Raw genomic sequence first — 26261 nt, 5'->3', positions numbered from 1 at the left:
TGGGAGAGGAATAGCCCGGGGACTGTGCGAACAGTATAACCGGTTGAGAGGTCATGCTCAATGACTAACCAACTGGACTCACTGATCGCCGGCCTGTCTCCCCAGCGGCTGGGGCCCTATCTGGCCCACAGCCAGGGTGACTACCGCCTTGCAATGGCACATTACCACTGGAACCTGCGCCTGAGCGAGGCTTTATACCCGGTACTGCACCTCAATGAAGTGGTGTTCCGCAATGCCATGCATCGGGCCCTCAGCACAGAGTTTGATACCGAAAACTGGTTCCAGGGCTTGTGGCTGCACAAGCGCGAGCAGCGCTCTATCGAGAAAGTGATCGCCGAACTGCGCAAGCGAGACAACGAGCAGCCCATCAATCCGGACCAGGTCGTGGCAGAGCTGACGTTCGGGTTCTGGTGCAGCCTGTGCGACACCCGGTATGAGCACAAACAAATTCTCTGGCCCAAACTACTGCGCCACCCACCGCTGAGACAACTGCCGAAGCGCCAGCGGCAAAGAAAAGAGCTCAGCCGGGCCGTCAACCGATTGCGACAACTCAGGAACCGGGTATTTCACCACGAGCCCATCTGGCACTGGAAAGACCTGCCGCGTCGCCATACCGATGCCATAGAACTGCTGCAATGGTTCAACCCGGAAGCGGCGCGGGTACTCAAGCATACCGACCGTTTTAACGAGATCTACCAGCAAGGCCCCACCGCCTTGATTCAGGAGCTTTATCCATGAGCAACACACAAGCCAACCAGAACGGCATTTTTACTCTGGAGGGCGGCCTGTTGCCCGCCGACCTGTTCAACCAATTGGCAGGCCTGCAGCTGAAGGGGCAAACCGCAGCTGACTACAACATTCCCCGGGGCCTGACCCTCCGGGACGAAATCGGCCGCTTCTGGCGAATTGCCCAGGCCAACTGGCAAAACTTTGACCAGCAACGCCAGCGCAGTGACCTTGCCAACCCGACCTCAGCCGCCCAGCACTGGCTGCAGAGCCTGCTGACCCAGGTATTTGGTTTTTCCGACCTGCACGCCTATTCCGAACCGCAAATGATCGACGAGCGCGGCTTCCCGATTACCCATTATGCCTTCGGTGGCCAGGTACCCATGGTGTTTTGTGCACCGGGCGACAAAGCCCTGGATACCTCCGACCCACGCTTCGGCCACGAAGGCCGCCGGCGCAGCCCCACCGGTTTGTTACAGGAATACCTGAACGCCAACGACCAAGCACTGTGGGGCTTGGTCAGCGATGGCCAACGCCTTCGTATTCTGCGGGACAACCCGTCCATGACTCGCCCTGCTTATATCGAAATAGACCTGGCCACGTGCTTTGCCGAGGAACAGCTGCCGGAGTTTCGTATTCTGTGGCTGCTGCTCCACGCCAGCCGCTTTCAGCCGGGCACCAATAGCGATGGCGAAACAGCACCCAGCCAATGCTGGCTGGAACAATGGCGCGCTGAGGCAGAAGAACAGGGCGAACGGCTGCTGGACAAGCTGCGCGTGGGCGTTACCGAAGCGCTGGGAGCTCTGGGTAATGGCTTCCTGCGCCACCCGCAAAACGATGAACTCCGCCAGCAGTTTGAATCCCGTGAGCTGGATGCTCAAACTTATTACCAGGAACTGCTGCGCATGGTGTATCGCCTGCTCTTCCTGCTGCGGGCAGAAGCGCGCGACCTGCTGCACCCGGAAGGCAGCGACCCATTGGCTCGGGAGCGCTATCGGGAGGGCTACAGCCTGGATGTACTGCGCCGGGCGGCCCGCAAGCCCCATCGCTTTGAAGCCCGCCATCACGATCTCTGGTTGACGCTGCAAAACACTATTAACGGCCTGGCCGCCGGTCAACCTTTGCTGGCACTGCCAGCTCTGGGCGGCCTGTTTGGCAACGATCAATGCCCCAACCTGGACTATGCACTGATTGATAACCAGTCCCTGCTAAAAGCCATCAAGGCCCTCACCTGGCACCCCAGCGAGACCAGCAACAGCCTGGTGGCCACCGACTACGCCAATATGGATGCCGAAGAGCTTGGCTCGGTGTACGAAGCCCTGCTGGAGCTGGTACCGGCCATTAACACCACGCCCTGGCAGTTCAGCTTTATCGGCCTGGATGAAAACAACACCACCGCCGGCAACCTGCGCAAGCTCACCGGCTCCTACTACACGCCGGATGTGCTGGTACAGTCACTGATTGATACCGCTCTCAAACCGGTGATTCGTGAGCGCCTGGCGGATCACTTGGACGAACCGCGCCAGGCCCTACTCGACCTGCGCGTGGTAGACCCGGCCTGTGGCTCCGGCCACTTCCTGCTGGCAGCCACCCGCACCCTGGCCCGGGAACTGGCACAACTGGATGCCGAGGGTAGCGAACCCACACCGGCCCAGTTCCAGCACGCCCTGCGCGAGGTAGTACAACACTGCATCTTCGGGGTAGATGTAAACCCCATGGCCGTGGAGTTGTGCCGCACCGCGCTGTGGATGGAGGCCCTTGAACCCGGCAAACCGCTGACTTTCCTCGACAGCCACATCCAGTGTGGCAACGCCCTGGTTGGCGTGTATGACCCCGCCGTGCTGGAAACCGGCATACCCGATGATGCCTTCAAAGCCCTGGAGGGCGACGACAAGGCGCTGCTGAAAGACCTGAAGAAAACCAATAAACAGCAGGCCCAAACCCTGGCGATTGACTTGCGCATCAACGCTCAGCAGCTTGCGGCTGTCGAGGAGCTGCCGGAAGAATCCCTGGACGAGGTGCTCAACAAGCGCCAGCAATGGCAGGCCGCCCAGCAAAGCCAGGAAGCCCGCCGTGCCCGGCTACTGGAAGACCTCTGGACGGCCGCATTCTTTGTCCCGAAGAACCAGGGCTACGCCAACCGCATCCCGGACAACGGTGCGCTGAAAGCCGCCCATCGGGGCGAGCTCAGCCCGGAAGTGGAAGCCGAAGTGCGGCTACGTGCCGAACAGAACCATTTCTTCCACTGGCCACTGCAATTCCCGGAAGTCTTCAACCGGGACAACGCAGGTTTTGACGTGGTGTTGGGTAACCCGCCATGGGAACGTATCAAGCTCCAGGAGCAGGAGTTCTTCGCCTCCCGCTCCCCAGAAATCGCGACGGCACCCAACGCTGCAGCCCGCCGGAGGATGATTCAGGCACTGAAGTCCAGTAGCAGTGAGCATGATCAAGCCCTGCACCGGGATTTCTTCGAAGCTCGACATGCCGCAGAAGCTGCCAGTCAGTTTGTACGTGGTAGCACACGCTTTCCTCTGACCGGTACCGGTGACGTCAACCTCTACGCCCTGTTTGCGGAATTGGCGCTGAACCTGACTGCCAGCCGTGGCCGTGCCGGTATTATTGTACCCACGGGTATTGCCACGGATGACAGCACCAAGGCCTATTTTGATGCGCTTTCTACCGGAAAACGCTTGGCAAGCCTTTACGATTTTGAGAATAGAGAAAAGCTGTTCAAGTCCGTCGATAGCCGGATGAAGTTTGTGCTTCTGACCATCGCTGATCAAATCGACCATGCCGACCTGATGTTCTTCTCGACCCGGATTGAGCACCTGGACGACAAAGAACGCCTGTTCCAGCTGTCGCCGGAAGACTTCGCACTGATCAACCCGAACACACGCACCTGCCCGGTGTTCCGGGCGAAAAAAGACGCGGAGCTCACTCGTAAGCTGTATCGCCAAGCGCCGGTGTTGATGCAGGAGAACCCTGAAACCAATCCTTGGAATATCAAGTTCCAAGCTATGTTCCACATGTCCGCCGACAGCGACCTGTTTCGCACTTATGAGCAACTCGACGACCAAGGCGCACAACTCGAAAGCAATCAGTTCCTCTTTGATGGCACTAGGTACCTGCCGTTGTATGAAGCCAAAATGGTCCACCACTACGACCACCGCTTCGCCACCTATGAAATCGACGGCGAAACCACTCGCGATACGACGGTGGCCGAAAAGCAGCAGCCTGACTACGCACCGCTTCCTCGGTACTGGGTGGAAGAGCGTGAGGTATTGCTGCGCACCGCTGATATGCCTCGTACCTTGCTAGATGGCCTGAAAAAGCAGGACACCGCCAAGTTGGAGGAAGGCCTGCGGCAGTGGTTGGCAGGTCAACTGCTGGTCCGGGAGCAGTTTGAAGAAGCCTCCCAGCTGCTGGGTAGCCAGGTAACCAAGCGCGGCACCACCGGCAACCTGTTCCAAACCGCTGAGTTCACCAAAGATGGTCTGGCAGCTCGAAAAATGGCTGAAGATCACCCGATGACCGATGCTGAGTTGGACGATTGGCTGACGGCGTTTTCCGCACAGCAAGATTACGCAGTGCTTGTGGAAGATCGACTGGAGGGTCGAAGCCCTAGATACCTTCTCGGATTTCGAGACATCTGCCGAGCAACTGACGAGAGAACCTTTATAGGCTCAACGATCCCCTTCACGGCTGTAGGAAACAAGTTTCCCTTGATGCTTATACCAGTTGCTACGCCCTCAGAACTAGCTGCCGCTCTGCAAGCTAACTTGGCTACGCTGCCATTTGACTATATTGCACGGCAGAAAATCGGTGGCACCACGATGAACTTCTTTATCGCGAAGCAGCTACCCGTGTTGCCACCGGAGACATATAGAGAGACGGATCTGGCCTATATCACTCCGCGCGTTCTGGAACTTACGTACACCAGCCACGACCTCGCGCCCTTCGCCCGCGACCTGGGCTACGACGGCGAACCATTCGGCTGGGAGCCAGACCGCCGGCACCAACTGCGCTGCGAACTGGATGCCTACTATGCCCGGCTGTACGGCCTGACCAGAGACGAGCTGCGCTACATTCTCGACCCGGCCGACGTGATGGGCCCGGATTATCCATCTGTCACTTTCCCCGGCCTCAAGCGCAAGGAAATCGCCGAGCACGGCGAATACCTCACCCAGCGCCGGGTGCTGGAAGCCTTTGATCAACTCGCCGCAACTGAAGGAACTCCGTCATGAGCCAGTACAATTCTCGTCATGACATCAAAGCTCTGCTTGAGGCCGCCCAGCTCTGGAAGGATCAATGTCTCCTGGATAACGGCCCTCTGCTGGGTGATGGCAAATATTGGAGCACCGACAAGCTGGCGGAGTTGGATCAACGCTTTATCCAGAATCCCCAGGAGGGCGACGAGAGCTACTTCGACAAGTTAGCGCTACAACTAACGGATGCCTCCCCCGAAGCGATCAAGCTGATGGCGGAGCTGAACTGGTTGTTGCTACTGTTCTCCACCAACATCAAGCCGGGTACCAAGCGGGATCTGGTGCTCAATATCTGGGAATTGTCCGGCGACACGCTACCTGAAAGTTGGCTACTGGAAGACGCGACTCTCTCAGGAGCCGGGAGTACAGGTACTGGCTACAACACCCTGCGGTGGCGTGAGTTGGTGTTCCTGATTGAAATGATGAAAGCCTTCAAGGCGCTTGCGCCGGAAGCCCAACGCCAGACCCTGGAAAGTCCCTGGTCCTTTGCAGACTGGCTGGAAAGCATTCCGGATGCCAGAGCGAGACAGTTTCGCCATATTATCTGCTTCCTGCTCTTTCCCGATCACTTTGAGTCCATCTCGGTGGGCAGTGATAAGAAAGAAATAGCCCGGGTGCTCGGCGACCTACCCAAAGCCAAGCTCAAGGCAATGAGCAATTCGGAAGTGGATGAAATCCTGCTAGAGATCCGCAAGCAGTTGGAAGAGCAGGAGGAGCAAGGCGTTGATTTCTACGCCTCACCCTGGATCGACCAATGGCGACCGTCGCCCCGTGTTTGGTTAATGGCCTGGAATCCGGAGAACTGGGAGTGGAAATCGTTTCAGGATGACCGGCTTCGGGTGGCCCAAGGCGAGAATGTCACCCTACCCTGGCGAACCGCCTCCAAGCAGTTGAAAGAGGGAGACACCGCCTACCTGGTGAGACTGGGTGAAGAGCCGAAAGGCCTGGTCGCCCGGGGCACAGTGACCAGTGAACCGTATGAAGATGCCCACTACGACCCAGAGTTGGCGGACAAGGGCGAGAAAGCACTGTATGTGGACATCACACTGACCGATCTGCGTGATCCAAAGGCAGAGCCCTACATCAGCCTGGCGGACCTGAAAGCCGGCACTGTGGATAGCCAGAACTGGACACCGCAAGGCTCTGGTATCGAAATCAAACCCAGGTCCGCGAAACTCGTGGCTGGCCTCTGGAACAAGTTGCCGCCTGTAAAGGTGGTAGAGGCCAATCAGCCTACGTCTCGTCAACAAGCCATCAATATCGGCAGACCGGTGAATCAGATTTTCTACGGGCCACCCGGCACAGGCAAAACCCATCATTGGCGTAATCACATCCAGCCCAAATACGAACGGGCCGCCAGCCAGGTCTCAACGGGCGAATGGCTGGAGGAGCAGTTGGCCAACACCTCCTGGTGGGAGGCGGTAGCGTTAGCCCTCGCAGACCTGAGCCAAAAGGGTAAAACCGCGACGGTCAACGAACTGTTGCTGCATCCCTACTTTAAGGCAAAGACCCGGGTGCAGGGCCGTGTTGGCAGCAGCAACCTCCGCGCCCAATGCTGGGCTGCCTTGCAGAGCCACACGATAATGGAATCGGAAACCGTCAACTACTCACCGGATAAACGCCAGCCTCCGCTTATCTTTGACAAGAAACCCGGTGGACAGTGGATCTTCGCCGGCGATTGGGAGGAAGCCGGGGAAGGCTTGCGCGAGCAGCTCAAGAAACTGCAGTCAGGACCACAAAACGAAGAAACTCGGATCAAACGCCACCTGACCGTAACCTTCCACCAGTCATACAGCTACGAGGACTTCGTGGAAGGCATCCGGCCGCAAACAACCGCCGAAGGCGGCATCAGCTATGAAGTACGAGACGGCCTGTTCAAAGCCTTCTGCAACCGGGCCCGGCAAGATCCGAACCAACGCTACGCTTTGTTCATTGATGAAATAAACCGAGGCAATATCTCCCGTATCTTTGGTGAGCTGATTACCCTGATCGAGGCCGACAAGCGAGCTTGGTGGGATGAAGAAGACCAGCTGGTGGACGGCATGGAGATCACCCTGCCCTATTCTGGCGAACGCTTTGGCGTACCAAAGAACCTCGATATCTACGCCACCATGAACACCGCCGACCGTTCCATTGCCCTGATGGATGCTGCATTGCGCCGGCGGTTCCGCTTCATTGAGCTGATGCCGGAGCCCAAACAGATAACTGGCAACCAAGGGGATGGCTATATACCGGATGGCGAAGGGGGCCTTCTGAGCCTGCGCGATTTACTGAATGCCATTAACCTGCGCCTGCGCTATCTGTTGCACCGGGACCAGACCTTCGGGCATGCGTACTTCATGGAAGTGAAGGATATCGATAGCCTGCGCCACGCCATGGTGTACGACATTATCCCCATGCTGGCGGAATACTTCTATGACGACTGGCAGCAGATTCGCCGAGTGCTGGCGGACGACACAGCGCCGGCCGAGCACCAGATTATTACCCGCAAGATACTGGACCCCGGCCAGCTGTTTGCCGGCTCGGACGTGGATATGCCAGAGAAGCCCGACTTCCGGGTGAAGCAGCCAGGCGAGATCACGCCGGATGCCCTGCGCAAAATCTATGACTCACTGGAAATGCCCGCGTGAAGCTGGTGAGTGCCGTTGAGCATGGCTGGCTAACCATCGGCAAGGAAGGCGATCTAACGGCGCCGGAGGCCGATGCACTGGCTAGTGCAGAGAGCATGCTTCCCAAAAATTGTCTTGAATGGGGCCGCAACCGGGTCAAGTTCCGGCAGTTCTGTGGTGTGGTACAGGTCCAGCAGGTACTGCAAATCGAAATTCTGCCCAAGGTTTTTCCGCATCAGACACCGGAACAGCAACGCACCACCCTGATCGAAATGCTGGACACCGCAGGTGATATCGAGGGACTGACTGCCCAGCAAGCGGGCCTGGGCACCAGCAATCACCGACTTCTGGATGTATTCATACGCCACTTTTTGAAGTTGCTTGAAGCTCAGCTTCAACAGGGCCTGCTTCGGGACTACCGGGATGTGGAGGATACGCTCGACCAAGTTCGAGGCCGGATTGACCTGATCCGCCAGCAACGGGAGAACCTGTTCAAGCCCCAGCGCCTGGCTTGCCGTTTCAATGAGCTGGTGGTGGATATTCCCGTGAACCGCCTCCTGCATACAGCACTGCTGTGTATGACCCAACTGGCAAGCTCGCCCATGCTTCGCCAACACATTCAGAGTATGCGGATGCGCTTTGGCGGCATCGGTGTCATTCACAAAGGCGATCACCTGCCCCGCGCCGACGACCTGAACCGGATGCAGCGTCGCTATGCCAGCGTGGTGGAGCTGGCCCGGCTGTTTATTGACGGCCAGTACCTCGATGCCCGGGCCGGCCAGCGGCAGGTTTACAGCCTGCTGTTCGACATGAACCAGCTATTCGAACGCTTTGTAGCCGTAAAACTCAGGCCGACCGCCCGAAAGATGCGGCTGCGCCTAGTGGAACAAGGCCCACGTAAATATTTGGGCGAAGATGACTCCGGCAAAGGCCGGCTTCTGATGCGCCCGGATATTAGTTTGTTGAATGCTATGAACCGGCCGGTTGCCATCATGGATACAAAATGGAAACTGCTGGAGGCCAGTAACCCTCTGGCTTCTCTCTCCTCAGCAGATCTCTATCAGCTGAGTACCTATGCCAATGCCTACCATTGTAACCAGGTAACGCTCTTGTATCCGGAGCAATCCGGGTTTAGGGGGGAGTACCAGATGACATTGAGCCCTGGCCGACCAGTGACGCTTCATGTGCTGGCAGTACCTTTGACTGGAAAGAGCTTATCGCTAACTTTTCGAAGAGTCGCTGAGCTTATTTAGAGAACAGGCTAATACTACTACTGGAACGAATCTATTGTTATCGATATTACAAATATAATTAAAATCAAATAGTTATGATGGCAGGCAGGATCAGCTCACGACAGATCGCTTGATAGCAATCACTTTTTCTACAACAGTCATCATTTAATTTAAGTTAGCATTCATAACGAAATAATAAAAATATAAACCAATTCAGATTTTATGCCACTCTAGCCATATTTAGCCCTACGCAGGACAGTCTTTTACTCAATATTTATTTAAATAAAAATTTAAACAGAAAACTTGACATATGCATCATTTGCCATGATTATATACCACTAATCATAATAAATATTAGGTGATCAAATGAGCAATGTTGTTAAAATCAAGAAACATACGATGGAAGAAGAAATAATCGCTCTGGAGCGAATCTTGAGTATGGCTGAATCGCTGGCGTTGCTCGCCAAAACGCCAGAACAAGCCAAACGATTGAATGCCAGAGTGGAAAAAATAAGAGCCGCAGTTCAAAATCATAAAGAGAGAGCTGAACGCCTGGACAAGTTTTAAATGTCCTACGTAGGACCTAAAAGTTTTTAGCGTAAGGAGGGTGTTGTGGGGAGAGGAGGCGGAACTCGGATGCATTGTCCGAAATGTAAGAAGACTACTACCTGCGCAGCTGTCCCACTTACGCAGCTCGGTGAAAGCTCGGAACAGCGGTGGTTTTATGCGGATCATCTAGATATCCACTGGTTCAGGAGGGGTAGGGAGTGCCTAACTTGCTTCCATGAATTCACAACTTCGGAGGTGAACGAAAAATTTCTGGAGGAACTAGTTGAACTCAGAGAAGCGCTCTCAGAGATCAAGAAAAACGCTGAACAGTTTAGCTCAGAGGCAGGCCAAGCAGCTAGCACTCTTGGAAAACTGTCTCAATCATTAAACGTATTAAAGGCACTTAAAGTTTATCAAGACGAGCCTTGATTTAGAGCTGTAACAGGACTCAATCTATTGAAATTGGCTGAGAGCCGACGTTTAACTGAGAGACTAAAACCTAAAACCTGGATGGTATTAGATTACTGATTGCAACCCCTACTCTGAGGTAATTATATAAAAACTCTATTCAATATCCTCTAGATCTTGAACGGATGATTCGAATGCCGTGAGAATATAGTCATCCATTTTTTCCTCCGGTATTCCTAATTTTCTGGCAAGCTTGAGATGCCTATTTCTAGAAGTCGATTCTTTTGCATCTACTAAAGTAACCAGCGTAATTGTTAGAATATTTTCACATTTAACTATGAACTCGTATCCTTGGCAATATATCGAAGCCTTTGCGCCAACGATTTCCTCTTCACTGTATTTTTCATGCTGACTTCGTAGTGCTCCATAGAACGTGCCCCAAACTAATATCAAAACACTAGTGAACTCACCAATATCGATTTCCCCGTCTTTCGTTAAGCCATAACCGCGCTGAAACAATCGCTGTGTAGCATGGCGTGTGATGTAAAGATTTGGAGTCAAGGTTAATTTTGCACGCCCCTTTGACCCATTACGAAATTCACTCCTAGTGAATAAATGACTGCCTATAAGCAGGCGCTGATTACTCGGATTGGACTGATCAAAGAAGAGCCCCGTCAGTAGTACAGCTTTTGTCCGTTTTTCATGTCCCTCAAGTTCCTCCTCACCGTTGGATTTGAAGAAGCGGACCTGTGAATTTGGGATCAGGTCATGCAGTCGTAATATCCTGCGCCATAGACGAATTCCTGGTTCAATCGATCCTTGGCAATTGGCAAGCACTGCCAAAATCTGCGTGTCATGTCCTTTCTCATTCTGTACGATTTTCCATAACCTATCCGCTTTGATCGCCGCCGTTGTGTCGGAAATCTGAGACTTAAGAATCCTTGGAAATCGGAGCGGTTTCACATGATGTCGAAGTCTGGCCATGATTATGTCTTCCTTGAGTTCTGCTTTTTTAGAGACATTATTAAAACAAGCCCCCGTAGAAGCATATAACAAATGACAGGAGCCGCAGCTTCCCCTGAGCCGATAATTAACATAAGTGAGTTTCTAGACAGGATCATTGGCCGGCGCGAACAAGGGGGTTGGACTCAGCGACCTGTCGATATGACTTCCCGGCTGAAGCTGGCAAAACACCTGGAGCAATTTCCAGAGCAGCATTTATTGAAGAAGCTGGATTTGAGCGGGATCGGGATTACGGAAGATTGGAAAGACTGGTGGTAGTCAGAAAATAAAAACCCCAACGTAGGTTGCAAGCAACCAAGAGGCCGGGGTCATGTTCCTCCTAGTATTAGGTACGCAGGGGCTGAAACGCCACCCTAAAGCGAGCCGCTAATGATCATCGGAGAGGAATGTTCCGATTAAGTGGACGAGCAGCAAACCACTCCTTCCCGACTCCCCCACCCTGCAGCCACAACGATTTGACCCTATAGTTACTACAGGGTTTAAAACAGGGCCATCGTTGATCTTCCACGGGGTAACCATGCACGACCACAATCACGACCACAGCCATCATTTCGATACCCACAACCGCTCGTTCGCCCTGGCGGTTGTTCTCAACACCCTGTTCGTGGTGATTGAGGCGGTGTACGGCGTACTGTCCGGATCACTGGCCCTGGTTGCGGATGCCGGCCACAACCTGAGTGACGTGATGGGGCTGGTCATGGCCTGGCTGGCAAGCTGGCTGGCCAGCAAGGCAGCGACCTACAGCCGGACCTATGGGCTCAAGAAAACCACCATTCTGGCCGCGCTGTTCAATGCCCTGTTCCTGATTGCCGCCGTGGGCGGTATTACCTGGGAGGCCATCCAGCGGCTGAGTAACCCCGCCAGTGTCGCGGGACTGACCGTTATCGTGGTTGCCGGCATCGGCGTTGTGATCAACGGCGCCACCATGCTGCTGTTCATCAAGGGCCAGAAAGGCGACATCAACATTCGCGGGGCTTTCCTGCACATGGCGGCGGATACGGCTGTCTCGGTAGGGGTGGTCATTTCGGGCATTATCCTGATGTTCACCGGCATTACCTGGATTGATCCGGTGGTCAGCCTGGTGATTGCCGCCGTGATCTTCGTGGGCACCTGGCATTTGCTCAAGGACTCGGTCAAGCTTGCGGTGGATGCCGTGCCCAAGGGCATTGATCCCGCCACTGTCCAGGAGCGCCTTGAAAACCTGCCGGGCATTCAGTCTGTCCATCACCTTCACATCTGGCCTCTGAGCACCACGGAAACGGCGCTGACAGTCCATCTGGTGAAGCCGGACCCGGCCGATGACGACCAGATCCTGGAGACGGCCTCGGCCATGTTACGTCGCGAGTTCGATATTCATCACACCACCATCCAATGGGAACGCAACGGCAGCGGATGCCCCAGCGGAGGCCATTGCTGATGCGGAGAACCACGTTGCCACCAGCGCCACCGGCACGCCGGGTGGAGGTGTGTTTCGTGATGGGCTACCTTCGTGGCGTGATGTATTGATGGACGTGCCATGACCGCCTTCGATTACCTGTTGCCATATGATTACTCGCCCCTGACCATCCTCGTATTCGGGCTGGTGCTGGCGCTGTATGGCGTGGCGCTGGTTCGAATGCCCGAGAGCGAGCGGCCCGGTTCCGGGCGGATTGTCACCTTTGTTCTGGGCGTGTTGCTCTGCTACGGGGTGATGCAGACCCGGTTCGACTACTACTCCCAGTACATGTTCTTCGTGCATCGGGCCCAGCATCTCGTGCTGCACCATCTGGGGCCGGTCCTGATTGCACTCTCCAACCCGCTGCCCATCCTGCGCTTCTGGTCCCGGCGCATACCCACAAAGGCGTTACCCTGGCTTCGGCCTCTGGGCGTGGCGTACCGCTGGTTGCAACATCCATTCGTCGCGCCGGTGCTGTTTGTGGGGCTGATCTACTTCTGGCTGTGGCCCCCGATTCACTTCGATGCCATGCTCAGCCGCTCCCTTTATTGGGTGATGAACTGGAGCATGCTGCTGGATGGCCTGCTGTTCTGGTGGCTGATCTTTGATCCGCGCTCGCCGACTGTTACCCGCGCCCTGGGCCACGGCAAACGCATCCTCATACTGGCCCTGGTGGCCATTCCCCAGATGATCCTGGGGGCCATGATCGTATTCTCGCGAAGCATGGTTTACGACGTTTACGAGGTGTGCGGACGGGCCTGGCCCATGGCGCCGGAAACCGACCAGCTTTTCGGGGGGCTGCTTACCTGGATACCGCCAGCAATGATGAGCATCCTGGGCATCCTGATTATCCTGAGACGGGCCATGCAGGATGATGACAGGTACAACTCGCTGGCCGCGCGACAACAGGAGATCCCACAATGACGGCAGGAAGCATCCGCAGATACGCGCGAAGCCTGTGGCTGACAGTGGCCATGACCGCGCTGTTGGCCCTGGCTGGCTGTTCCGACTCCGCCCGGAGCTGGAATGCCAAGGACATCAGCGGACTGATGCCAGACCTGGAATTCCAGCTGGTGAACAGCGAGGGCGAACCGGTCACTGCCGCCGATTCCGCCGGCCAGATTCGCCTTCTGTTCTTCGGATTCACTTCCTGTCCGGATGTCTGCCCCACCACCCTCCAGAAAGTCACCCAGGCCACCAGGGGCCTGCCCGACCCGATTCGAGAGGATGTGCAGACACTGTTCGTGAGTGTCGACCCGCAACGGGATACACCGGAACGACTGCAAGAGTATGTGAATTTTTTCGGCGACCGGATTGAGGGGCTCACCGGCACAGAGCCGCAACTGCGGGACCTGGCCAAGCGCTACCGAACTACCTTTGGCTACGATGAACCGGACGCCGAAGGCAACTACAGTGTCTCCCACAGCAGCGCTGTCTATGTGTTCGACCGGGACGGTGCTGCACGCCTCCTTATCCGGCCAGATACCAGCGCCTCCGAGATTCGCGAGGATCTTCAGCTGTTGGCAACCGAAGGCTAGCTCTGCTCGTATTCGCGTACCAGCTCGTTGAGAAAATACAGGCCCGCCGAACTCAGGAAACACCGATCCGCTCCTGTCCTGAACAGCAGGTTCCGTTTGTCCAGGTAATCCAGCGCCTCTGTCATCCCCTTCTCAAACCGGGCCGCCCTGAGGATGTCCTGATACTCCTCATCGGCGGCCAGCGCCGCGAGGTCCTGGCCGTTCAGGCCGGCATCCGCCCGCCCCAGGTACTCGAGATCCCGACCGCTGCGAGCGAAGTAACGGCCGATCAGCAGCATCACCACCTGTACCCGGAAGGCGTTTTCGTCGTGCTCCTCGCTCTCGTCGTCGCTGCTTTCCTTGAGAAAGAAGAAGGCGCCGGTTTCGTTGAACACCAGCTCGCTGCCGAGGTGCTCGTAAAAGGTCCGGAAATGCGAGAGGTGGTTGTACAACAGGTTGTAGAGCGGATTGGCGCGCAGTTCCGAGCGATTGTTGTCCCACACGTCCCGCACAATTACCCGGCCGGCCTGGAACTCGCGATAAACGGCGGCGCTGTGCGCGGGCAGGATCTGGTCAAAGTTGCCGGCTTGGGGCGCGCCCGGGCTGCTTTCCGGCTCCACGGTTTCAGAAAAATCAGGCATGATCTGGCTCTTGTTTCAGTTCGGTACGGTCGGTTTCAAGTCGGCGTTTGCGGTACACAAACTGCTCGCCTTCCGGGGTCTGTTCGAGAGTCCGGAAACGGTTGGTGGTGATTACCTTTAGCCCTTCCGGCGGCACGTTCACCAGCCGATTCAAAGCCGCCAACAAATCCGGGAAGCGATAGCCGGGCATGAAGCCATCCAGCCGCCCGTGGAGCTCCCGAACCAGGTCCGCCGTGGGCCGCAATTCAAGCGTTGCCAGCCATTGGTACAGCTGGTTGATGCGTTGCACATCAATGCGGCTTTGCCGGCCACTGCCAGCCACTGCCTCCAGTACCGGCACTTCGGCTTGACGGCGCAGGTCACTCAGGCGCAGGTCCAGTTCGCTGAACAACAGCTGGTAGTAGCTGGACGACCCGCCAAAGGCATAGTGCTTGGGCCGCTGCTGCGCCCGCAGGCCCACCAGAAAACCGGTGCTGCGGGCAAAGTCCCCGCCTTCCAGCCATTTACGGCGCAGGCTCAGGGTTTCGGTGTCGTCCTTCAATGCCCGCAGTTTGCCGTAGAAGTGTTCCATGGCGTTGTACTGGGCCATACCCCGGCGGGTCTTGCGCAGGAAGTGCTCCACCTCCTGGGCCACCGCCTGAATGGGCTTGTACAGGGCGTTCAGGCTGATGGAAGAACGGAACAGCTGGTCCGCCAGGCTGTGATCGTCGTGGTTTTCCAGCAGGCGCACCATGGCTTCCAGGGTTTCGAACAGGTTGCTGCCGTCGGGCAGCCTTGTGTCCGGGTTCAGGAACACGAGCGTGGGTTTGATGTGCCGCTCGTACAGGGTCACGATCTGCTCGAACAGGTTCTGGCGAAATTCCAGGTACTTCTCCGGTGCCCGGCTGGCATCGCCGGACAGGTCCGCCAGCTGGGCGCTGATGGTCTGCATGCGCAGCACGTTCTGGCGCAGCAGGCCGATCAGCTGGCTGACGCGCTCGTTCAGGTCGTCCCTCAGCTCAGTGTAATCCGGGTCGGCGTCGCTGAAGCTGCTGGTTTCCAGTCGGTCACGCACGTCCCGAAGGGTCACCAGGTGGCCGCGCAGCCGGGCGTCGGTGAGCTCCTGATAGAGCGAGGCGTTGCAGGCCCGCATCAGGTTGATCAACGCGTCCTGGAACACCAGGCGGCGCTCGCCCTCGGCCTTGATGATGTCGATGATGAGTCCGCTGCGAAACAGGTTGTCGGTGTTCAGGGCCAGCCGCACCCGTTCCCGATCGGCCTTGCCGAGACTGCGGGTGTAGTCCATCACCTCGGCCACCAGGTCGCTTTCGCGAATGTAGCGGGCCTCGTTCCGGTCCATGCGCTCAATCATCCGGAACAGGATTTTCGGGTGCTCGAACAGCAGCCGGGTGGTGTCCAGGGTGCTGAAGCGTTTACTCATTCACCGGCTCCAGCAGGCTGTTCTGGGTCTGGTCTGCCCAGTGGCTCAGGGCTTCTGCACCGGTAAAGCCTTCGGCGCCGCCCCAGAAAACCAGCGTACGTTCCTTGCTGTAGGGCCGCGCGGTGCGCATCTGCCCCACTTCCAGATGCCGGCCGATCAGGTAAATGACTTCGGCGCTGGCGCTGTGTGTGGCTGCGGAGAACAGGTTGAAGCCTTGTTTGCGTAAACGCTCCAACAAAGACGGCATCTGGCTGATATCCACGCTGGCCAGTTCGTCGAGTACCATGGGGAACGACAGCTGTACGCCCGGGTAAAGCACCCGCTTGAGCAGGCGGTACACCAGTTCCAGGTTAATCAGCGCGGTGGTGGAAGTGGACTGGCCTTTCTTGTCCAGGTTGGCAGCGTTTTCCTTGCGGGTGCGGTAGGAAATACCGGTGATTACCTTGTCCATGGTCAGGCGCTTGCTGCCGCCCTGCTCCCCGAAGAAGTCCGCCACGAACACCCGCAGGCGGTCGTAGAAGGCGTCGGACTGCAACTGGTTGCCGTAGGGGTCGATGTTGTTGGCTTCTTCCACCAGGTTGCGGAATTTCGGGTCGGTGTGGATATCCACCCGGATTTCCACCAGATCGTTGATGCGCACGCCGTCAAGTTCCCGGTTGAGCTGGGCCTCGAAACGGGCGATGTGTTCGTGGTTGGATTTCAAGGCCTGGCGGTAGCTGGCCACGGTCTCATTGTGAATAGCCACCTGCTCTTCCAGCACCCGCCAGCGCTCGGACATACCGGCAAACAGGTCTGCGAGGCTCTTGAAGGTCTCGCGGATCACCGAGGTGGCGGGGCTGTCCTTCTGCAGTTCCCCTTCACCGTCTTCATGAATCCCCAGGTACACGAACTGGCGAAGGTGGTCGAGGATGTTGCGGCGGCGCTCTTCCAGGTCGTCCAGCTGGGTTTGCAGATCGTCGAAGGCGGCGGCCGATACGCGCTCGATGTCCAGCGGCTGCTCCGCTTCCACCGTTTTCAGGTGCGGGAAACGGTGTTCCACGGTGCCAACGCTCTTGCTCAGGGCCGCCAGCTCCCGTTCCCGTTCCTCAATACGGTCTTTTTCAGCCTTGGCTTTTGCCGCTTTCTGCTGCACCGCGTCCTGCTTCTCCTGCTCCAGCCGGGACTGTTCGTCCAGCTTCGCCAGCTGTTCTTCGGCGGCCTGCTTTTCCTCGGAGGCGTCTCGCAGTGTGGTGGCCGCCCCCGGGTAGCGCTGAAGCGTTTCCAGGTCTTTCTCGATGGACCGGATTTCTTTCTCCGTGCGCTCGATCAGCCGGGGCCGGTCGTGTTCCTGATTCGCGGTATCGGCCAGTTCCGAGCGCTCTTTTTCAAGCCCGTTCAACTCGCCTTCGATGTGCTGGCGCTGCTCGGCAAAGTTTGTGTGTCGGGCCCGCTGGCCCTGGTATTCGGTGTCAAACCAGTCAAAACCGCGCTCGTTGGGCGCAAACAAACGGGCGAAGGCTTCAATGGTAGCCTTGCTGTCCGCGTCCAGATCCTGGCCCGGGCTGGCCATCATCAGCCGGGGGTCAACGGCCCGAAGCGGCGCAGCGGTGGTTTCATCCAGCTGGTTCTGCAACTGCCACTGCTGTTTGCTTTCCCGGTCTCTCAGGCTTTCGAGCTGGCGTTCCAGATCCTGCTTCTTGCGCTGGATCTGCTCCAGACGAATCTCCGCCTGGGCGGCGCTTTTCAGGGCAGCCAGATGGCCTTTCTTGCCTTCCAGTTCCTCGTTCTGGATCTCCGCGATCTCCTGGAGCGTCATATCACCATACTGCGAAACCAGAAGTTCGCCATCTTTCTGGTTCTGTTCCGCCTGTTTGATGCGCCGGTCGGCAGAGCGGATCTCCCCCTTCAAACCACTGGCTTCCTGTTCCAGCTTCTTCAGGGTCTGCAATACATGGCGCAGGGTGTCGTTCTGCTCGTTGTAGGCTTCCAGCGCCACCCGGCGTTTGGCCGCAATGTCGGCCAGAGCGTTGGTCACGCCATCGCGGAAGGCGGCGAACTCGTGCTGGCTGCGCAGCAGGGCCTGGTAGGCCTGGTAGTCGCGGTTCAGTTTTTCGAAGCGCGGCCGTTCTTTCTCGATGCGGTTGAGCTGGCTTTGCTGCTGCTTGAGCTGGTCGTGGCGATTCAGGAAATCGTCGATGTTGAAATCGAAGGCGTCGTCGGCAAATTTCTTGTCCGCCTCGATGATGCTGGCCACCGCGTTGGCCATGGCCTGATCATCAGCCTTCATTTCAAACAGCAGCAGAATCAAAGTGCGCAGTGACTGCACCCGGCGTTCATCGGACTCGCCCAGGGGCAACACGGAATATCGCACCGCATCCGCGTTCATCAGCTCGCTGCTGTAAAGCATGGACTTCAGTTTGGCCGGATCGTTGACCAGCCGGGTGTCTTTGGACAGCTTTTTCAGCGACTCTGACAACCGGCTGAACGAGAGTTCCGGCACCGCTTGGCCAATGCCGTCTTCATCGTCGCCGTTCCAGAACAGCGGCCGCAGCTGGTCGTAACTTACGGGCACAAAGGCCCGGCCATAGCTGAGCTGGCTGGCGTTGTCGCGGTACAGGATCTGGCAATGGGTGCCCGCCGGGTTTTCCGCTTCCATAATCAGGAAGCTGAACTGGCTGGGGAAATAGTGCTGATAGCTTTCCTCGTTGGTGTAGAAGCTACCCGCGCTCGCGTTCCGGAAGGCGAATTTCTTGCGGCTGTTCTTGAAGTTGTTCTCCGGCAACAGGAACAGGCGCAAAGAGTTCAACAGGCTGGATTTGCCCAGGTTGCCCGGCCCAAGAATCAGGCCGTGGTTGTCCACCGGAATTTCCACGTAACAGAAGCCGGCAGAGTCCACCAGCACCAGGCGGCGAATGCCAAAGGTAAAGGTGCTTGCGCTCGCCTGTGAATCACTCATCCAGAATCATCTCCTGTTCCATGAATTTGCCGGCGGTCCGGGAGGCTTGCGCCAAGAATACAAAGCCGAAATCTTCCGCCACTAACAGGGCTCTTGTAAACCTTGCATTCATACCTTGGTAAACTTGCGCAAAAGTCTACAGCGTGAGGCAGATGATGTCCCTGAAATACCGAGTGATCCCCGTAACGCCCTTCGAACAGAACTGCACCCTGCTCTGGTGTACCGAGACCATGAAGTCAGCCGTGGTGGACCCGGGCGGCAATCTGGAGCGCATCCGGGCTGCGGTAGAGGAAGAAGGCGTCACGCTGGAGAAAATTCTCCTGACCCATGCCCACATTGACCACGCAGGCGGCACCGCCGAACTCGCAGAGGCCTCGGGCCTGCCCATTGAGGGCCCGCATCGGGAAGACGATTTCTGGATTCAGGGCCTGCCCATGCAGGCGCAGATGTTCGGATTTCCGGCACCGGGGATTTTCACGCCGAACCGGTGGCTTAAGGACGGCGACACCGTCACCGTGGGCAATGAAGTTCTTGAGGTGCTGCATTGCCCTGGCCATACGCCGGGTCACGTGGTGTTCTTCCATCGCGACTCGAGGCTGGCCCAGGTCGGCGATGTACTGTTTAAAGGTTCCATCGGCCGCACGGATTTTCCCAAAGGCGACTACAACACCCTGATCCGGTCCATCCGGGAAAAGCTCTTTGCCCTTGGCGACGATGTACAGTTCATCTGCGGCCATGGGCCCATGTCCACATTCGGCCGGGAACGGCAAACCAACCCGTTCGTGTCTGACCATCGGGGCTGACCGACCGCCGCCCCAAGCATTCAAACGCTTTCTTTCCATCCTGGCCTGAAATCTGCATTGCCTTCGGGAGAACCCGAATTTGCAACGCAGATTTCCCGGCAGCCGCACTACGGCGTGCCGAAGGAGGAAAGCCACCCATGTCCCTACTGACTTCCCTGATCCGGGCGAGCACCCAGTTCCAGCAGGCCATGGAAAAACGTCAGGCTCCGGCCACCGGCCAGGAAGCCGCGCCGGACAAGGCCAGAGGCGCAAAGGTAGAGGTTGAGCCCTCACCCGGCGATGACCGATTCACGCCCTCGGAAAACAGCCAGGCGGACCTGGCTCGGTTGAAAGCACGCAGGCTGGCCATGGCCGACTACAAGCAAACGGTGGGGCAGGACCTTGCCTTTGTTCGGGAAACACTGCGGCACAAACTTGCCGAGTACAACCTGCCGCCGGCAACCGCCCTGAGCGTGGCGAAGAACGATTCCGGCAACATTGCAGTGGAAGGAAACGTCCCGGCTAAAACCCGGGCCCTGATCGAGAACGACCTCAACGTGAACCGGAGTTTCCGTGAGGCCTTCAGCCGGCTGAGCATGAACGAACCCACGCTGCACTTCATGGATAACGCGCTCAAACTGAATCAGGCCTATGGCGTCAACAACCCGCTTCTGGACACCCTGATCAGCGAGAACGAGCAGTTCAACGGGTTGCAGGACCTGGTGCACCGCTACGACACCCTGCGCCGCACCGCCAGCGCGGAACAGTTGGAAGCCGCGGGCAATGCCCGAAGCTACGCGTTCAACCTGAACGCCCGGGCCTGATCGGCCGGCTCACACCTCGAAGGGTGCCGGGTCACCTTTACCAACCCGGGTGACCACTGGCACGTCCCCGGTGAAGTCCACCACCGTGGTGGCCTCCAGACCACAGAAACCGCCATCGATGATCAGATCCAGCTCGTGCTCCAGGGTATCCCGGATCTCGTAGGGATCGGTCATCGGCTCTGATTCACCGGGCAGGATAAGCGTACTGCTCATGATCGGCTCGCCCAGCTCGCCCAACAATTCCTGAACAATGGCGTTATCGGGCACCCGAACACCGACAGACCGACGCTTCGGATGCAGCAACCGCCGAGGCACTTCGCTGGTCGCATCCAGAATGAACGTGTAGGGCCCCGGCGTGAAATTCTTCAGCAGCCGGTACTGGGTGTTGTCCACCTTGGCGTAAACCCCGATGTCCGAGAGATCCCGGCACACCAGCGTGAAATTATGCTTGTCATCCAGCCGACGAATCCGCTTGATCCGATCCGCCGCCTGCTTGTCACCCAGGTGGCAACCGATGGCGTAGGCGGAGTCCGTGGGATACACAATCACCCCACCGCGCCGCAGGATATCCACGGCCTGATTGATCAGACGCTTCTGCGGCGTCTCCGGGTGAATCTGGAAAAACTGACTCATCAACTCTCTCCCTGAGCGGTGCGCGCCGCCATCGCCGGATCCTTCTTGGACCCGCCCATACAATTCGGAGACTCCGGCGCCGCCTGCCCGGTAGCCTGCCACTCCTCCGGCGAATACAGGTGCAGAGCCAACGCATGCACCGGCCCCGCCAGTTCCTCGGCAAGCACCTTGTAAATCGCCTGATGCCGCCGAACCTTCATCTGCCCCTCAAACTCCGGCGACACCAGGGTCACCTTGAAATGGGTTTCCGAATTCGGCGGCACGCTGTGCTTGTGGCTCTCGTTCTCCACCTGAAGCACCTGCGCGTCAAACGCACCGTTCAGCTTCGTTTCAATGGCGTTCTGGATTTTCATCTCTTAATACTCCTGCCTCGGCATTTACAGTAGCGAGGCGAATAGCACGTTGTCAGAAGCGGGTGTGGCGATGGCTTTGCCAAAAGTGTGTGTTGCCAGGGAAGGCAACACCAAGCCCCCATGGATGGGTTCACGGCGTCTTTTGGCAAAGCCATCGCCACAGCCGCCTCCACCACACCTATCAGTCTACTATACATGACAACCCCAGCCGGAGAGCCTTGACACCACAAACCCAAAGCGCCACATTCCCATCCCGATTAACCAACACCCAAACCCCATGCACCTCTACATCGCCGAAAAACCAAGCCTCGGCCGCGCCATCGCCGCCGCCCTCCCCGGCCCGCATCAGAAGGGCCAGGGCTGGATCCGCTGTGGCGATGGGGAGAACGCGGCTACGGTGAGCTGGTGCATCGGCCATCTCCTGGAACCCGCCGAACCGGCCCGCTACAACCCGGCCTGGAAGAAATGGCGGCAGGAGGACCTGCCCATGTTCCCTGACCAATGGCAGGTCATGCCCAAGGACAGCGTGCGCCAGCAGCTCAAGGTGCTCGAATCGCTGATCCGCCAGGCCCAGACCATTGTGCACGCAGGCGACCCGGACCGGGAAGGCCAGCTCCTGGTGGACGAAGTCCTCCGGTATTTCGGGGCCAGCGTTCCGGTACAGCGGATACTGATCAACGACCTCACGCCAGCGGCGGTAGCACGCGCCATCAAGAGCCCGCGCGATAACCGGGAATTCCGACGCCTGTCCCACTCCGCCCTGGCCCGCCAGCGGGCAGACTGGTTATACGGCCTCAACCTCACGCGCTTTTACACCCTCAGTTACCAGCAACAGGGCGAACAAGGCGTTTACTCCGTTGGCCGGGTGCAAACCCCGGTGCTCGGGCTGGTGGTGGAGCGGGACAACACCATCGAAAACTTCCAGCCAAGGCCCTATTTCCGCATCGAGGGAACCTTTAAAGCCCAGGAAGAAGAGGCCGACGCGCAGCCGTTCAACGCCCGATGGCTGCCAGACGAGCAGTTCCGCGAACACCTGGATGAGGAAAACCGGCTACTCAGTCGGGAAGTCGCTGATCAGATTGCCGAGAGTATCAAGAGCAGGCCCGGCACCATTACTGAATCCCGCTTCCGGGATCGCCCCGAAGCGCCACCCCTGCCCCTGTCGCTGTCGGCCCTGCAGATTGAAGCGGGGCGACTGTTTCGCATGGGCGCCAAAGAGGTACTGGATACCGCCCAGAATCTCTACGAACGCCACCAGCTCATCACCTACCCCCGTTCCGATTGCCGCTACTTGCCGGAGGGCCATTACAGCCAGAGGGAACAGGTAGTCGGTGCTATTTCAAGGGTTGCGCCAGGCCTCAATGACGCCTGCCAGGCCGCGGACTTTGACCGGAAAACCGCCGCCTGGAACGACAATCAGGTGGATGCCCACCACGCCATCATCCCGACCACCCGGCCATCCGCCAATGGCAAGCTGACCCAGGCCGAGGACAACATCTACGGTCTGATCAGCCGGTACTATCTGATGCAGTTTGCCGCCGATGCCATACACCGTGAAGGCAGGCTGACCGTGCGCGTGGCCGATCATCAGTTCCGTGCCACAGAAACCGCCGTGTTGGAGCCCGGGTGGAAGGCGCTGGAATTGAAACTCCGCGAACAGCGCGCTGAGCCGGACAAGGCGCCGCTTCCAAGACTGGAGAAGGGCGAACCGGTGTTCTGCGAGGAAAGCCACGTTTCGGAACGCAAGACCCAGCCGCCCCAGTATTTCACCGACGCCACCCTGCTGTCGGCCATGACCAACATTGCCCGCTTTGTGAGCGATGCGGAGCTGAGAAAAACCCTCAGGGAAACCGATGGCCTGGGCACCGAAGCAACGCGTGCGGCCATCATCGAGACCCTGTTCAAGCGGGATTACCTCTACCGGGACAGTCGGCACATCCGGGCCACCGACAAGGGCAAGGCCCTGATCGGCGCCCTGCCGGAATCGGTCAGCAAGCCCGACCGCACGGCGGTGTGGGAGGCGACCCTGGAAACCATCCGGCGTGGCGAGGGCGATCCGCGGCAATTCCTCGACACACTCAAGCAGGAAATCCGCGAGCTGATGGACCGCCCCGAGGGCCGGCCCGCTGACATTTCAGGAAACCCTTCAACGCACCGCGCCGGGCCCGCCGAGTCAGGCTCCGTACACTGCCCCAAGTGCCGGGCGCCCATGCGCGAGCGCGAAGGCAAGTTCGGTCGGTTTCACGCCTGTACGCGTTATCCGCAGTGTCGCGGCACCCGGCCCCTGGAAGAAACTCGCCCCGAGGACGGAACCAGCCAGAAACCGGTACCCTGCCCCCACTGCTTCTCGCCTCTGGTAAGACGCCAGGGGAAAAAAGGCTGGTTCTGGGGCTGCAGTAATTTCCCCGCCTGCCGACAAACAGTTGATGACGACAACGGCAGGCCCGCCCTGCGTTTACGCAAGACTACATAACGAAACTGAACCCGGATCCACATTTTGTGATAATTCGCCGACGCATTCTTATTCTGGAGACGGTCGATGCGCATTGCTCTGCTTGAAGACGAAACCGAACAGGCACAGCACATTCAGGCAATTTTGTCTGAGCGTGGTCACCACTGTGACAGTTTTCCAACCGGCCAGAATTTTCTGAGCGCCGTTTTGCACAGAAGTTACGATCTGCTGATCCTCGACTGGCAGATACCGGACATGACCGGCATCGACGTTCTCGAGAATGTGCGAGCGCAGTTAAACTGGCCGATTCCGGTCCTGTTCCTGACCCAGCGGGACAGCGAGACAGACATCGTTCGGGCCCTGGACGCTGGCGCCGATGACTATCTCGCGAAACCGGCGCGGGCCGCCGAACTGGTCGCCAGAATCAATGCGCTGGCCCGACGCTCCAATCCCGACAGCGACAAGGAAGTGCTGCGCTACGGCCCGTTCGAAATCAACACCCAGCAGCGCACCATTGCCTTGCATGGCACTCAGCTGACCCTAACCGACAAGGACTTCGACCTGACCCTGTTCCTGTTCCAGAACCAGGGGCGGCTGTTGACCCGGGAAATGCTTCTGGAGCGTGTCTGGGGCCTGGCCAGGGATATCAACACACGCACTGTGGACACCCACATGAGCCGGCTGCGCCGGAGGCTGGGCCTGAACCCGGAAAACGGATTTCGCATCAAGACCATCTATCAGCGCGGCTACCGCCTGGAGGCGATGAAAACGCCGGCTCCGGCGGTCGAGGACGGGGAACTTCAGAAGGCAGCCAATGACTGACCGCACCACCGGGCTTTCTGCCCTGCTGTTCTCCGTCCTGATAGCACTGGGGTCGGCCCCGGCAGGCGCCGAGCTCTCCGTTACCCGCGGATCGGCGGGGCAAACGGATATTGTCTCCGCTAACCAGATGCCCGAGTGGATCTACACGCTCCGTCCCGGCGAGAGCTTTCGCGAGGTGGCCGATGAGCTGCTCGCTAACGGATACACCGGCGCGCGACTGCTGCAGTACAACAGAATCAGCAATGGCGCCGCCCTGGCTGCCGGCGACAGCGTTCGCATCCCGCTTTCCTGGCTGAAACGCCAACCGCAGCCCGCCAAAGCAACCTCCGTGTCCGGCACGGTTCAGTTGATCTCCGCCAGTACCGGCCGGAAGACGCCGCTGGACGAAAACGCTCTGATACGGGTGGGTGACGAAATTCTGTCAGCCTCCGGTACCGCGACGGTGGAACTGGCGGACGGCTCCGAGGTCCGGATTTCCCCCAACTCCCGCCTCATCTTCAATCGCCTGACCCAGTACGGCAAGGCTGGCATGGTAGACACCCGCCTGAGACTCGACCGGGGTGAAGTCCACACCCGCGTTAAGCCGGTTATGGAGGGCGGTGCCCGTTTTGAGATCGAGACACCCTCAGCCGTGGCCGCCGTAAGAGGCACTGTTTTCGCCCTTCAGACATCGAGCACCGGTAGCAGCCTGCAGGTGACAGAAGGTAACGTCGATTTCGGGGCACCCGGCAAGATTCGCCGTATCCCGGCGGGCTTCGGAGCCAGCCTGTCCACCGGTGATCGCAGTGGTCTGAGCATCCGGCGACTGCCTCCCGCTCCTCAGATCAACCCGTTGCCGGCAACGCTCACCAGCCTGCCATCGACCATGACATGGCAGGATAGCCGGGCGCCACGGCACCGCATCGATATTTTCGAGACCGAGACCGGCCGCTGGGTGGAAAGCCGCACCACCGCCGCAAATTCATTCGACATCGGGCTCCTGGACAACGGCCGATACGAGATTCATCTGGCGGCACTCGACAGCCGTGGCATCGCCGGCATGCCCGGCGTGGTGCCGGTAGAGGTGGATCTTCAGGCTCGCGCTGCAAGCCTTGTGGCGCCGAGCGATGGCGAGACCGTGAACGACGACATGCCGGAGTTCCGCTGGCAACTCAAGGGCCAGAACGAAGTCGCCCGGGTTGAAATTGCTGCGGATCAGAATTTCAGCAACCTGATCACCAGCAGCGAGTGGGCACCCGAAAACGCCGCCCTGCCGTCGCGTCCACTGGGGCCGGGCAAATATTACTGGCGGGTAGTTACCGAGGCCGGTGGTAACTCCGTGGCCACCACCGAAGCGCGCTCACTGGTGGTGAACGGCAGCCTGCCGCCCGTTCGAATCATCAGCGTGAACTACATCGACAGCCAGGTGCGGGTATTCTGGGAGAAAGTCGACACAGCCACAGACTACCGACTGCAGCTCTCTGAGGAGCCGGGATTCAACAATATCATCAAGGAAGCGACGCTCTCTGATACCACCGCAGCCTTGCGTCTGATTCCCGGAAGGCGGTATTTTGTGCGCCTGAAAGCTCTTTCTGATGGCCCACTGGAAAGCCGGTGGGGACCCGGGAGGGAACTGTACCTGGAATAAACCGTTGA

General features: G+C 58.2%; 19 protein-coding genes. 13 read left to right on the top strand and 6 right to left on the bottom strand.

The window, feature by feature from the left end; translation table 11 throughout:
* Positions 1-60 precede the first annotated feature (60 nt).
* From AC0J1C_RS06345 to AC0J1C_RS06325, 5 genes are all read left to right on the top strand, one after another.
* Positions 61-738 (top strand): hypothetical protein, encoded by a 678-nt coding sequence (locus AC0J1C_RS06345; protein ID WP_473046078.1) that lies wholly within the window; start codon positions 61-63, stop codon positions 736-738.
* Entirely contained in the window at positions 735-4970 is a 4236-nt protein-coding gene (locus AC0J1C_RS06340) for an Eco57I restriction-modification methylase domain-containing protein (protein WP_473046077.1), read from the top strand. The genes AC0J1C_RS06345 and AC0J1C_RS06340 overlap by 4 nt, the downstream gene beginning before the upstream one ends.
* Positions 4967-7621 carry an AAA family ATPase gene (locus AC0J1C_RS06335; protein WP_473046076.1) on the top strand — a complete coding sequence of 885 codons (2655 nt, stop codon included), beginning with the start codon at positions 4967-4969 and terminating at the stop codon, positions 7619-7621. The genes AC0J1C_RS06340 and AC0J1C_RS06335 overlap by 4 nt, the downstream gene beginning before the upstream one ends.
* A complete protein-coding gene (locus tag AC0J1C_RS06330; protein WP_473046075.1) occupies positions 7618-8853 on the top strand; it encodes an McrC family protein in 1236 nt (411 codons plus the stop codon). Before AC0J1C_RS06335 ends, AC0J1C_RS06330 begins: the two co-directional genes overlap by 4 nt.
* Positions 8854-9198: 345 nt before the next feature.
* A complete protein-coding gene (locus tag AC0J1C_RS06325) occupies positions 9199-9399 on the top strand; it encodes a hypothetical protein (protein ID WP_473046074.1) in 201 nt (66 codons plus the stop codon).
* Between the two features lie 546 nt (positions 9400-9945).
* Here AC0J1C_RS06325 and AC0J1C_RS06320 read toward each other — a convergent pair.
* Entirely contained in the window at positions 9946-10773 is an 828-nt protein-coding gene (locus AC0J1C_RS06320; RefSeq protein WP_473046072.1) for a hypothetical protein, read from the bottom strand.
* Between the two features lie 556 nt (positions 10774-11329).
* Between AC0J1C_RS06320 and AC0J1C_RS06315 the strand changes: the two genes are divergently transcribed.
* From AC0J1C_RS06315 to AC0J1C_RS06305, 3 genes are all read left to right on the top strand, one after another.
* Positions 11330-12229, top strand: a complete 900-nt coding sequence (locus AC0J1C_RS06315) for a cation diffusion facilitator family transporter (protein ID WP_473046071.1) — start codon at positions 11330-11332, stop codon at positions 12227-12229.
* A 99-nt stretch (positions 12230-12328) separates the two neighbouring features.
* Positions 12329-13171: a cytochrome c oxidase assembly protein gene (locus AC0J1C_RS06310; RefSeq protein WP_473046070.1), complete on the top strand. Its 843-nt coding sequence runs from the start codon at positions 12329-12331 to the stop codon at positions 13169-13171.
* Positions 13168-13785: an SCO family protein gene (locus tag AC0J1C_RS06305; protein ID WP_473046068.1), complete on the top strand. Its 618-nt coding sequence runs from the start codon at positions 13168-13170 to the stop codon at positions 13783-13785. Before AC0J1C_RS06310 ends, AC0J1C_RS06305 begins: the two co-directional genes overlap by 4 nt.
* Here AC0J1C_RS06305 and AC0J1C_RS06300 read toward each other — a convergent pair.
* Genes AC0J1C_RS06300 through AC0J1C_RS06290 form a run of 3 tightly spaced genes read right to left on the bottom strand, consistent with a single transcriptional unit; the run spans position 13782 to position 18760 of the window.
* Positions 13782-14405 carry a condensin complex protein MksE gene (locus tag AC0J1C_RS06300; RefSeq protein WP_473046067.1) on the bottom strand — a complete coding sequence of 208 codons (624 nt, stop codon included), beginning with the start codon at positions 14403-14405 and terminating at the stop codon, positions 13782-13784. The genes AC0J1C_RS06305 and AC0J1C_RS06300 overlap by 4 nt on opposite strands.
* On the bottom strand, positions 14398-15825 hold the full coding sequence (locus AC0J1C_RS06295) for a hypothetical protein (RefSeq protein ID WP_473046066.1): 1428 nt from the start codon (positions 15823-15825) through the stop codon (positions 14398-14400). Before AC0J1C_RS06295 ends, AC0J1C_RS06300 begins: the two co-directional genes overlap by 8 nt.
* Positions 15818-18760, bottom strand: coding sequence for a hypothetical protein (locus AC0J1C_RS06290; RefSeq protein WP_473046065.1), 2943 nt, complete (start codon positions 18758-18760; stop codon positions 15818-15820). The genes AC0J1C_RS06295 and AC0J1C_RS06290 overlap by 8 nt, the downstream gene beginning before the upstream one ends.
* 152 nt (positions 18761-18912) lie before the next feature.
* Between AC0J1C_RS06290 and AC0J1C_RS06285 the strand changes: the two genes are divergently transcribed.
* Positions 18913-19563: an MBL fold metallo-hydrolase gene (locus AC0J1C_RS06285; protein ID WP_473046064.1), complete on the top strand. Its 651-nt coding sequence runs from the start codon at positions 18913-18915 to the stop codon at positions 19561-19563.
* Positions 19564-19700: 137 nt separating this feature from the next.
* Positions 19701-20366 (top strand): hypothetical protein, encoded by a 666-nt coding sequence (locus tag AC0J1C_RS06280; protein WP_473046063.1) that lies wholly within the window; start codon positions 19701-19703, stop codon positions 20364-20366.
* A 9-nt stretch (positions 20367-20375) separates the two neighbouring features.
* On the opposite strand, the gene AC0J1C_RS06275 is transcribed toward AC0J1C_RS06280, so the two are convergent.
* Entirely contained in the window at positions 20376-20999 is a 624-nt protein-coding gene (locus AC0J1C_RS06275) for an L-threonylcarbamoyladenylate synthase (protein ID WP_473046062.1), read from the bottom strand.
* Positions 20999-21352, bottom strand: coding sequence for a BolA family protein (locus tag AC0J1C_RS06270; RefSeq protein ID WP_473046061.1), 354 nt, complete (start codon positions 21350-21352; stop codon positions 20999-21001). The genes AC0J1C_RS06275 and AC0J1C_RS06270 overlap by 1 nt, the downstream gene beginning before the upstream one ends.
* A 277-nt stretch (positions 21353-21629) precedes the next feature.
* Between AC0J1C_RS06270 and AC0J1C_RS06265 the strand changes: the two genes are divergently transcribed.
* The 3 genes from AC0J1C_RS06265 to AC0J1C_RS06255 all read left to right on the top strand — a co-directional run bounded on the left by AC0J1C_RS06265 (position 21630) and on the right by AC0J1C_RS06255 (position 26253).
* On the top strand, positions 21630-23825 hold the full coding sequence (locus AC0J1C_RS06265) for a DNA topoisomerase III (protein WP_473046059.1): 2196 nt from the start codon (positions 21630-21632) through the stop codon (positions 23823-23825).
* A 66-nt stretch (positions 23826-23891) separates the two neighbouring features.
* On the top strand, positions 23892-24626 hold the full coding sequence (locus tag AC0J1C_RS06260; protein ID WP_375183413.1) for a response regulator transcription factor: 735 nt from the start codon (positions 23892-23894) through the stop codon (positions 24624-24626).
* Positions 24619-26253 (top strand): FecR family protein, encoded by a 1635-nt coding sequence (locus tag AC0J1C_RS06255; RefSeq protein WP_473046058.1) that lies wholly within the window; start codon positions 24619-24621, stop codon positions 26251-26253. The genes AC0J1C_RS06260 and AC0J1C_RS06255 overlap by 8 nt, the downstream gene beginning before the upstream one ends.
* The last annotated feature ends 8 nt before the right edge of the window (positions 26254-26261 follow it).

Source organism: Marinobacter sp. E2 (assembly GCF_055755345.1).
Note: the sequence above shows the minus strand (reverse complement) of the source record. Positions and strands in the feature narration are given on the sequence as shown.

Coding starts and splice junctions, on each gene's coding strand:
- AC0J1C_RS06345 (WP_473046078.1), top strand. CDS start 61: ATGACTAACCAACTGGACTCACTGATCGCCGGCCTGTCTCCCCAGCGG.
- AC0J1C_RS06340 (WP_473046077.1), top strand. CDS start 735: ATGAGCAACACACAAGCCAACCAGAACGGCATTTTTACTCTGGAGGGC.
- AC0J1C_RS06335 (WP_473046076.1), top strand. CDS start 4,967: ATGAGCCAGTACAATTCTCGTCATGACATCAAAGCTCTGCTTGAGGCC.
- AC0J1C_RS06325 (WP_473046074.1), top strand. CDS start 9,199: ATGAGCAATGTTGTTAAAATCAAGAAACATACGATGGAAGAAGAAATA.
- AC0J1C_RS06320 (WP_473046072.1), bottom strand. CDS start 10,773: ATGGCCAGACTTCGACATCATGTGAAACCGCTCCGATTTCCAAGGATT.
- AC0J1C_RS06315 (WP_473046071.1), top strand. CDS start 11,330: ATGCACGACCACAATCACGACCACAGCCATCATTTCGATACCCACAAC.
- AC0J1C_RS06310 (WP_473046070.1), top strand. CDS start 12,329: ATGACCGCCTTCGATTACCTGTTGCCATATGATTACTCGCCCCTGACC.
- AC0J1C_RS06305 (WP_473046068.1), top strand. CDS start 13,168: ATGACGGCAGGAAGCATCCGCAGATACGCGCGAAGCCTGTGGCTGACA.
- AC0J1C_RS06300 (WP_473046067.1), bottom strand. CDS start 14,405: ATGCCTGATTTTTCTGAAACCGTGGAGCCGGAAAGCAGCCCGGGCGCG.
- AC0J1C_RS06295 (WP_473046066.1), bottom strand. CDS start 15,825: ATGAGTAAACGCTTCAGCACCCTGGACACCACCCGGCTGCTGTTCGAG.
- AC0J1C_RS06290 (WP_473046065.1), bottom strand. CDS start 18,760: ATGAGTGATTCACAGGCGAGCGCAAGCACCTTTACCTTTGGCATTCGC.
- AC0J1C_RS06285 (WP_473046064.1), top strand. CDS start 18,913: ATGATGTCCCTGAAATACCGAGTGATCCCCGTAACGCCCTTCGAACAG.
- AC0J1C_RS06280 (WP_473046063.1), top strand. CDS start 19,701: ATGTCCCTACTGACTTCCCTGATCCGGGCGAGCACCCAGTTCCAGCAG.
- AC0J1C_RS06275 (WP_473046062.1), bottom strand. CDS start 20,999: ATGAGTCAGTTTTTCCAGATTCACCCGGAGACGCCGCAGAAGCGTCTG.
- AC0J1C_RS06270 (WP_473046061.1), bottom strand. CDS start 21,352: ATGAAAATCCAGAACGCCATTGAAACGAAGCTGAACGGTGCGTTTGAC.
- AC0J1C_RS06265 (WP_473046059.1), top strand. CDS start 21,630: ATGCACCTCTACATCGCCGAAAAACCAAGCCTCGGCCGCGCCATCGCC.
- AC0J1C_RS06260 (WP_375183413.1), top strand. CDS start 23,892: ATGCGCATTGCTCTGCTTGAAGACGAAACCGAACAGGCACAGCACATT.
- AC0J1C_RS06255 (WP_473046058.1), top strand. CDS start 24,619: ATGACTGACCGCACCACCGGGCTTTCTGCCCTGCTGTTCTCCGTCCTG.